Origin of the sequence: Hallella sp., from assembly GCF_037460745.1 — a bacterium.
Lineage (GTDB): Bacteria > Bacteroidota > Bacteroidia > Bacteroidales > Bacteroidaceae > Prevotella > Prevotella faecis.
Genome location: NZ_JAXVAE010000111.1, coordinates 1 through 9,757, shown reverse-complemented (window position 1 = coordinate 9,757; position 9,757 = coordinate 1). Strand labels below are relative to the sequence as shown.

Here is a 9,757-nt window from a genome sequence, read left to right as displayed (position 1 = left end):
AGCTGCTACTGCGAAAAACATCTTTTTCATAATCGTTATTTTTTAATTGTTTTATTATTGTTGACTGTTGTTTGGTGAACTGTGCCACCGTTTTTGAACTGTGTTCGCTTAACATAATGCAAGCTGCGTGCCAAACTCGGAAGAAATATTTCAAAAGACTGGTTATCAACGGGTTGCATATTTTGGCACGCATATCAAGCGTTGGGGAAAGTGTGGAACGAGTGTGGAAAAATTCCCCAAAAAGGTGGGGAATGTCCATTTCCCCAATTCCCCACTGGCATGGGATGACTATGTAATAAGGTGTGGCGCTGACCGGAGGCACACTCTTTCTTATCTGTCCATGAGAGGTCAAGAATACATAGAGAAGGTGGAGAGGGTGCGTAGCGAGCGTGCGAGGGTGCGACAACAGGGAAAAGAAATCCAAAGTGAAGCCGAGCGAAAAACCGTACCTTAAAACACATTATTTATGTTGGTTCGTAAATAAAATACGCCTGATAATTGTGAAACGAAAGCCAAAACCGCATTTTGATACAAAAAACCAACTTAAAAGTTTCCGATATTCATTCAAATGTATTACTTTTGCGTGCATATTAAACGCAATTACAAGATTTCAAGAAAGATTTCTTCGGAGATCATTATCGAGAGTTTCGTTTTTCAGGATACACAAACGAGACGCCCTCGGAGCTATCAGGGCGCTCTCATAGTAAAGGTTATGGGGGCACCGGTGAGGGTGCCCCATCCTACGCAAGCCAGTATTCACTAACAAAAAACATACGTTAATATCAAAATTACAGCATCATTTATGAGAATCAGAATCCTGCAAGTACTGCTCGGATTGATGATGATGGCGCCGATGGTTGCACGTGCAGCCGACGGCGACAAAGTCGTTGACGTGCTTGTACTGAAGATGGCTGATGAAACCACCGAACTCTTTGTGCTCGACGACCATCCCACCATTACGTTGGCCGACGGCAAGTTTACGGTAACCTCAGCCAGTGTCAACACCGACTACAACCTGTCGGATGTGACCGAGTATCATTTTGAGAAGGTCGACACCATGACCTTGGGCGTTGAGAAACTGGAGAAGGCCAACTTCACGCTGACCTACACCGACAACACCCACGTGCGTGTGACGGGCACCAAGGCCCGCGTGGCCCAGCTCTACAGCCTCGACGGTCAGCTCCTCACCACGCGCCCCACCGCCAACGGTGCCGTTACGGTGAGCCTCGCCGAGTGTAAGCCGGGTGTCTACGTGCTCCGCCTGGAGAACGACCGCTCCTTTAAAGTTATTAGAAAGTAAGGCGTTACGCCAAGCGTAGCCTTCCACAAAACCATTTATTTATGAAGAAATCTCTACTCATCATTACGCTTCTCGTGGCTGTGGCCTGCTTGCCCGCCACCGCACAGCAGCTCGTCAAGAAACGCACCTCCCTGTCGCTCGTCAAGAAGCGCGCCTTCGGCCTGCCCCTGAAGGCTGTAGACGCCACCCCGCAAACGCTCAGCAATGTGGTGCTCGGCGCCTATTATCCTGCCTCGGCATCAGGTGTCGACGGCAAGGAGAACTATTACCTCGTGCTGGCCGACAAGGCCGATGTGACTTATAGCATCACCGAGGGAACCATCACCGCCACCGATGCACACGTGGCCCTGCTCGACCTCTATGCCCCCGAGGGCAACGGCATCAGCCTGCCCACAGGCACATTCACGGCCGATGGCGACCTGCAATACGACGCCGACCTCTCATGCCTGCTCACTTACGACGACAAGGGCAAGGACGACGGCGGTGTAGACATCAACGGTGGAGTAACCGTCAGCAAGACGCCCGCAGCCAGCGAGAACGAAAACGACACCTACACCGTGAGCTTCACGGCCGACGGTGTGACCTATGTGTATGAGGGCGAGTTGTCGCTCACCAACATGGCGGGTGGCTCTTCGTCGGTCTATCCGCAAATCACCACCGACATGAAGGGCTTGCAGTTCACGGGCGGTCTGGCCTTCTACCACGGCAACCTCATGGAGTCGAACACAGGCAACATGATCATCGACCTCTACAACGGCTCGCACAACGAGAACGGCGGACTGACCGACAAGGGCGTGGATCTCTGCATCAACCTTTACAACCGCCTCTTTGGCGACGCCAGCAAGGCCACACTCGTGCCCGGAACCTACACCGTGGCGCGCAACTTCAAGCAGTTCACCTTCTTCCCCGGCATGGAGGTCGACTACATGGGCATCACCATGATCATGGGAACCTATGTGAAACGCCGCAAGGCTATGACCGGCAGCGACGACATGGACTACGACTATTGCTACATCGCCGACGGCACGGTGGTCATCGAGGAGGGCGACGTTGAGGGAACATTCAACATCACCGTGGACCTCACGACCGACCGCGGACACAAGGTGACGGGATCGGGAAAGAACATAGCCTTCCCTGTGACCGACCTCTCTCAGAAGGGAGAGAAAGATGTCGACTCGAACCTCGAGAACGATGTCGACCTCAACTTCGACCGTGTAGACAAGTCGCGCATCTATTCGCTCGGCGTGCAGAACGGCGTGCAGGTGTTCTCAGTCGACCTGGGATCGCCCAGCGGCAAGGACGATCCCGAGAAGATGGGCGACCAAGACTTGCTGCGCATGGAGTTTCAGGCACCCGAGGGTAGCGGGTATCTGCCCGAGGGAACCTACCGACTCATGGAGGAGAGCCACCTCTGGACCAACCTCTATGGTCCCTACCAGCTCACACGCGGCTACTTCGATGACCTCGGCGGACGCACAGGAACCGTGTATCAGCACTTCATGAAGTGCGAATATCCGGGCGAGCACTGGTGGGTGGTCGACAGCTTCGCCACCGTCTACTCGGGCACCGTGGGCGTGTCGCGCACCGACAATGACCACTACCGCTTCGCCATCGACCTCTACGACGGCCACGGCTTTAAGATCTCGGGCGTGTACGACAAGGTGATGGAGTATCATTACGATCCCGCTTCCATCACTGCCATCAAGGGCGTGGCCGACGATCGCCAGCGCCAACCCATGCGCATCTACACCCTCGACGGCCAGCTGCTGCGCTCTGTCGACGCAACAAACACCACGGCTGTCAGCGCCTTGCCAGCTGGCATCTACGTCGTGAAATCAGGCAACACAACAACTAAAATCGTTAAGAAATGAAGAAAATCATAGCTGCAGCCGCCTTACTCATCATGGCGGCAACCACCATGACGGCACAAACCAAGCGCGTCATGACCGTCATCCAGAAAGACGGAACACAGAAAGAATATAAGGTGAACAGCGTGGAGCGCGTTACCTTCACCGATGTGGAACTGCCCTCGCTCCGCAACCAGATTGCCTTCGACGACAATGTGGAGAGCGTGGCCAAGGTTACGCTGCTCGAGCAGGGCGGCAATTACAGCTTCGACCTCTATTCTGAGGAGGCCGACACGGCCAATGCGGTGCCCACCCTGCGCATCGTGATCGACAAGGACAGCATGGGACAGGAGCTCCAACTCGGTGGTGAGGCCGCAAAGGTCTACTACAAGGGCCAGGAGGCAAGCCTCACAGGCACCCTGCAAGTGCGCTTCGGCCGCACAGGAATGGTGGTCATCAACCTGGAGAGCGAGACGGCCGCCTACAACGACCTGCGCTGCCGCTACACCTCCAACTACAAGCAGGTGTACGAGGCCAGCAACGTCATTGCCGTACAGAAGGGCGCCGCTGCCGACTCATCGGCCATCCTATCGGCCTTCGTCGCGAAGCCTACCACCACAGGTGCCGCCACAACGTTTGCCTTTGGCGACGCTGAGGCCACCACACCCGATAACCTGGTGAATGGCACCAAGGCCGTTAAGGTGAGCATCTCAGCCCTGAAACTCTATGGCGACACCATCGACATGGCCAACGATCCCAACAGTTACACATTCCAATACATCGACTATGGCACACGCGAGGCTTACAGCAAGGTGACCGCCGGAACCATCGTGACCAAGCAAGACGGCGACGGCAATCTCTACATCAACCTCGTGGCCACGCTCGACGACGGCCGTCTGGTGACGGTAGACTACTGCGGCCCGGTGGTCGAGGCCGACACCATCGGCAACCTGGTGCCCGAGGCTGTGGCAGAGAACCAGTTTAAGTATTACAATGCGGATGGCGATCTCACCATCGACCGCAAGATTGGCACATCGTATATCAAGACCGACAGCAAGGGCAACACCACGTTCTACCTCGTGGCAGAGGGCGAGTCAAGGTACTCCGACTACAAGGCCGTCATCAAGGTGGGCGCTGATCTCATCAACGCCGGCGAGCTCGCTCTCAACAATCTCGGCGATGTAGCTGTGTTCGACCTGAAGTTTATGGGTGGCTCATTACAGTTGCAGTCGTACGCCGCAGGCCATGGCTATGGCAACACGCCCGACAATGGTAAGCTGACCATCACCAAGAACGACAACGACGAGTATGACATCACGCTCGACGTGGTGAACCACTACAAGACGATGTATGGCACCTACGGTGGCGACAACACCCACCTCGTGCTGCATTACACGGGTACTTTCGAGAAATATTAAGTAGCTTCAAAAACACATTAAAAGCATTTAACCATCTCTATGAATAAGAAATCACTGCTTCTCGCCGCCCTGCTGCTCGTGGGCAGCCATGGGTTTGCGCAGAAGTTGTCGCCCAGCACCAACCTCCTCTTGCAGGAGATGAGCGCTGGCAAGCGAAAGGCGAAGGCCGCCAACGGACAGGACAACACCGTCAGTTGCTACGTAACCATCAAGAACGCCGATGCGCTCTCCAAGATGGAGAAGCTGGGCGCCACCATCAACAGCCAGCTATCGGCCAACCTTGTCACCGCTACGTTGCCGTTGCAGGCCATCAAGCCTGTGTCGGAGCTGAGCGAGGTGACGTCGTTGTCGGTAGGCACCGAGGCGCGTCTGCTCATGGACGAGGCGCGCCGCCTGCTCTATGTCAACGAGTGTCATAACCTCACGGAGAACAATGGGCCTTACACGGGTAAAGGTGTTGTGGTGGGAATCGTCGACAACGGCTTCCAATACGACCATGTCGACTTCCTCAACGCCGACGGATCCGACACACGCGTCAAGCGAGTGTGGGACCAAGGCGGCAAGGGAAACGCGCCTGCGGCTTACGGCTACGGCGTGGAATACACCAACTTCGATGAGATGAAGGCGGCACGTTACGACATGACGAGCGGCTTCCACGCCACCCACGTGTCGGGCATCGCTGCCGGAAGCGACCGCAAGACACAGTATTACGGTGTGGCACCCGACGCCGACCTGGTGTTCGTTAGTTTCAAATCGACCAACGCCAACATCATCGACGGCATCAAGTATGTGTTCGATTACGCTGAGAGCGTGGGCAAACCCGCCGTGGTGAACATCAGTCTCGGCTCACACATGGGACCGCACGATGGCACCTCCGACACCGACCGCGCCTTCGCCAGCCTGGTGGGGCCGGGTCGCATCATCGTGGGTGCCGCCGGCAACGAGGGCCTTGAGAAGCTCCATGTGGCCAAGGCGCTCACCTCATCCAACAAGCAACTCAAGACGATGTTTGCCTATACGAGCGAGCAGGACAACAGTCAGTATCGCTCGGCCTACGTCGATGTTTGGGGCGCCAAAAACTCATCGCTCAGCCTCAAGGCCGTTGTGGTGAACACGCTGACGGGCAAGATCATTGCCCAGTCGGGCGAGGTGAGCAGCAAAGGCACCAAGGAACTGACATGGATCGCGCCCGATGGCAGTGGCGTGGTGGCCCAGGTGGGCATGTCGCTGCAGGTGAACCCCACCAACAACCGCACCAACGTGCTGGTAATGAGCCGCGCCACCAACATCAATGTGGGCTTCGCCATTGGCTTGGTGGCCACCGGCGAGCCGGGCGACACCATCCACATGTGGAACAATGTGACGGGCGGCATCTTCGCCAGTTACAACAAACGTGGATGGACCGATGGCGATTACGCCTGCTCGGTGGGTGAGCTCGGCGGCGAGAGCCCCGACGTCATCTCTGTGGGTTCGTTCAATTCGAAGATGATGTTCCAGCCCATCTCCATGCAAGGAACGCAAAATGCCTATGGCGTCAACGAAGACTTGGTGGGCCAATACCTGGGCCATTCGAACTTCTCAAGCTACGGCCCGACAGCCGATGGCCGCATCAAGCCCGACATCACAGCCCCAGGTTGCCTCATCGTTTCTGCCGGATCGCGATATTGCAGCGGTTGGAGCGACGACACAAACGTCATAGCCCGCACAGGCCAGGACCTCTACACCACAGAAGTGGGCACCTCTATGGCCGCCCCGTTTGTGACCGGTGCCATCGCTTTGTGGCTGCAGGCCGACCCCACTCTTACACCAGCGAAGATTCGCGACATCTTCAGTCGCACGGCCATCAACAACGACAAGTACATCAACACCAACGACAGCATCTTCCCCAACAACACATGGGGCTACGGCCGCATCAATGTGTTGGCGGGCCTGAAGAGCCTGTTCGATGTTACGGGTGTGAAGGATGTGAATGCCACCGATGGTATGTTCCGCATCGAGACCAACCGTTCGGCCCGCACCGCCACATTCTATTATGGCAGCGAAGGCCATGCTCGCGTAGCCGTTTACAACACGCTCGGCCAGCAGGTGCTTGCCAAGCAGTTGCAGGGAAGTGGCCAAACCGTCGACCTCTCAGCGCTGGGTCATGGCGCGTATGTCGTAAAACTGCGCCAAGGCAACCAGGTGCAAACCGTAAAGGTAGCACTATAACATAGCCTTACATTGTTAAAAAGGCCCGCCTGGACTATCGTCCTGGGCGGGCCTTTTTGTGCATGGGCATCAGCCTTGCAGCTTATCTTAGACGTATTACCTCCCCAACAATTTGCTGGTTATGTAGCTATTGAGCTTCTCGCGATAGCTATCACCGAAGGGAAGGACCACTTGGCTGTCGAGAGTAACGCGCGTGCGGTTCATCTCCAGGAAGTGTCGCATGTTGATGATGTACGACTTATGAATGCGCAGGAAGTTGTGGGGCTTGAGGCGTTCCTCCAGTTTCTTCATGCTGAGGAGCACCACCAAGGGCTTGTCAGTGCCATCCGCCTTGCGAGCCTATGAGCCTTGCCGTGACGGTGGTCGCCGACGATCCGCTCGTGAGGGTGCAACTGCTTCCCGACGCCAGCCCCACCATGGCTTGCTCCACCGCTTGGCCTTTCCACAGGGGGAATGTGTGGACAAGGCCTGGGTGGCGCTTGTGTCTGCGTTTGTTGGCAAAGATAACACATTTACAAGGTTTCTTCCAACTTTATTCAACGAACACCCTCTGTTTTTCAACCAACGGTCAACCGATAACGCCAACATGCTGACACATTGCGTTTTAGCGCACGGAAAATGGGGCAAAAGGAGCCAATTAACAAATTCAAACGCCTTTTGTTTCTCTATGTCGGCCATTTGAGCTACCTTTGCACCATCAAGATTCAGATAACGCCATGCCACACATCCTTATCGTAGAAGACGACCTCACCTTTGCCACCATGATGCAAACCTGGTTGCGCAAGAAGGGATTTGATGTCGACCGGGTGAGCTCGGTCAGCGCCGCCGCGCGCCAACTGACCGACACGCCCAACTTCGACCTCATCCTTTCCGACCTTCGCCTGCCCGACCACGACGGTTTGTTTCTGCTCGAATGGATGCGGAAACACAACCTGCGCATACCGTTCATCGTGATGACGAGCTACGCCGAGGTGCAAAATGCGGTGCTGGCCATGAAGACCGGCGCCAGCGACTATATTGCCAAACCGGTGCAGCCCGACATCCTGCTGCAAAAGATTCGCGACGCCCTCAGCACACCTGAGCCAGCGTCCACGCCGCAACCCGCCACGCCTACACCCGAAGCCAAGGCCCAAGAGCCTACGGCCGACGTGCCGCGCTACATAGAAGGCAAGAGCGAGGCGTCGCGCCAGCTCTACGAATATGTGGGCCTTGTGGCGCCCACACCCATGTCGGTGCTCATCCTGGGCGCCAGCGGCACGGGCAAGGAGTATGTGGCGCGCCGCATCCACGAACTGAGTCCGCGCCGCGACAAGCCGTTCTTCGCGCTCGACTGTGGCGCCATTCCCAAGGAGGTGGCGGCATCGGAGTTTTTCGGATACGTGAAGGGCACCTTCACCGGGGCCACCACCGACAAGACGGGCGCCTTCGTGGAGGCCAACGGCGGCACGCTGTTTCTCGATGAGGTGGGCAACCTGTCGTATGATGTGCAGGTGCAACTGCTGCGCGCCCTGCAGGAGCGCAAGGTGCGCCCACTGGGTGGCGCCCACGAGATAGACGTCGACATTCGATTGGTGTGCGCCACCAATGGCGACTTGGCCAGCCTGGTGGCCGACGGACAGTTTCGCGAGGACCTCTACCACCGCATCAACGAGTTTACCATCTACATGCCTGAGCTCAAGGATCGCGGCGCCGACATCTTCCTCTTCGCCGATCTCTTCATCAAGCACGCCAACGCCGACTTAGGGCGCGACGTGATAGGTCTCGACGACAAGGCAAGCGAGCTCATTGCCTCCTACGCATGGCCGGGCAACCTGCGCGAGCTGAACAATGTGATGCGACGCGCCACGCTGATGGCCAAGGGCAAGCATATCGGCCTGTCGGAGCTCGAGCGCTCCATGGCGCCCTCCACGCCCACCGAACCGCTGGCGCTCCACGACGAGCAAACAGAGCAGCAACGCATAGAGGCTGCCTTGCGCGCCACAGGCGGCAACAAGAGCAAGGCGGCGCAACTGTTGGCCGTTGACCGCAAGACCTTATACAACAAGATGAAGCGCTACGGCATGGACTAAGCCATAGTCCATGCCGCGCAATGAAGGATAATGCATACAGCATGAGGGTGGCCCACTTCAAATACCGGATGAACCATTAATATTCCTTAAGCAAACCCATTTTTTGAGATTATCTCGAAGTATAGTTAATAATATTTTTGTATTTTTGCAAAGTATACTTTAAGATATTTCTGTATGGACAAGCAAATCATCAAGAATATCATCATTGAGAAGCAAGTAGCCATCCCAAACTACAAACTGGTTCACCGAGATTTTCTTTTCGGCGATAAGTCGAATTATATCCTCGTAGGTCTCAGACGAGCAGGTAAGTCCTACTTGCTGTATCAGGATATTCAGACCAGACTCAACAAAGGCGAACAGTCGGCCCAAGATATTCTCTACATCAACTTTGAGGATGAGCGCTTGTCATATCGCGTGATGATTACAGGCAGCAACGCCAAGATGCTGGGCAAGGAAATGTACTCTACACTTGGAGGAAGATACATTCCGAAGGAAATTTTTCCTTTTTCGTTTGCAGAATACCTGATTTATCACCAAGTGGAACCATGTGAAAACTGGGAGTATAACCAGCAGGTAAAATCAATTGTATCCAACTATTTTGATTCCTATTTTTACGAAGGAGGAATAGCAGAATCGTTTGAGCAACCCGACAAACGGGAATACCTCAATACCCTGTATCAGAAGATACTGATTGGCGACATCGTTGAGAGAAACAACATTCGCAATTCAAGGGTATTCCGCTTTTTGGCTAAAAAACTTGCCGATAGCGTGATGCAGCCTTCTTCCCTGACCAGATTGCAACACATGGTGAAATCTACAGGAGACACCATCAGTTTGCCAGCCCTGAAGGATTATTTGGAGTACATGCAAGATGCGTATCTCTTCTTCCCGATTCCGAATCTGGTTTCACCTATG

8 protein-coding genes are annotated in these 9,757 nt (G+C 55.2%); 6 read left to right on the top strand and 2 right to left on the bottom strand.

Going from position 1 to position 9,757, the window contains the following annotated elements:
- The coding region (locus WKK33_RS07295) for a hypothetical protein (protein WP_337933148.1) at positions 1-259 on the bottom strand (259 nt) is incomplete at its 3' end.
- A 543-nt stretch (positions 260-802) separates the two neighbouring features.
- Between WKK33_RS07295 and WKK33_RS07290 the strand changes: the two genes are divergently transcribed.
- Genes WKK33_RS07290 through WKK33_RS07275 form a run of 4 tightly spaced genes read left to right on the top strand, consistent with a single transcriptional unit; the run spans position 803 to position 6,773 of the window.
- Positions 803-1,300, top strand: a complete 498-nt coding sequence (locus WKK33_RS07290; protein WP_337570209.1) for a T9SS type A sorting domain-containing protein — start codon at positions 803-805, stop codon at positions 1,298-1,300.
- Between the two features lie 41 nt (positions 1,301-1,341).
- The gene (locus tag WKK33_RS07285) at positions 1,342-3,171 is read left to right on the top strand and encodes a T9SS type A sorting domain-containing protein (protein WP_337469394.1); all 1,830 of its coding nucleotides are present in this window, start codon (positions 1,342-1,344) and stop codon (positions 3,169-3,171) included.
- Positions 3,168-4,565: a hypothetical protein gene (locus tag WKK33_RS07280; RefSeq protein ID WP_337570212.1), complete on the top strand. Its 1,398-nt coding sequence runs from the start codon at positions 3,168-3,170 to the stop codon at positions 4,563-4,565. Before WKK33_RS07285 ends, WKK33_RS07280 begins: the two co-directional genes overlap by 4 nt.
- Positions 4,566-4,604: 39 nt before the next feature.
- Positions 4,605-6,773 (top strand): S8 family peptidase, encoded by a 2,169-nt coding sequence (locus tag WKK33_RS07275; protein ID WP_337933146.1) that lies wholly within the window; start codon positions 4,605-4,607, stop codon positions 6,771-6,773.
- A 96-nt stretch (positions 6,774-6,869) separates the two neighbouring features.
- Here WKK33_RS07275 and WKK33_RS07270 read toward each other — a convergent pair whose 3' ends face one another.
- Positions 6,870-7,079, bottom strand: a complete 210-nt coding sequence (locus WKK33_RS07270) for a LytTR family DNA-binding domain-containing protein (RefSeq protein WP_337933149.1) — start codon at positions 7,077-7,079, stop codon at positions 6,870-6,872.
- 410 nt (positions 7,080-7,489) lie between these two features.
- Here WKK33_RS07270 and WKK33_RS07265 point away from each other — a divergent pair, with 410 nt between their 5' ends.
- Positions 7,490-8,842 carry a sigma-54 dependent transcriptional regulator gene (locus tag WKK33_RS07265; RefSeq protein ID WP_337933144.1) on the top strand — a complete coding sequence of 451 codons (1,353 nt, stop codon included), beginning with the start codon at positions 7,490-7,492 and terminating at the stop codon, positions 8,840-8,842.
- A 174-nt stretch (positions 8,843-9,016) separates the two neighbouring features.
- Positions 9,017-9,757: AAA family ATPase (locus tag WKK33_RS07260; RefSeq protein ID WP_337933143.1), on the top strand; the 741-nt coding region annotated here is incomplete at its 3' end.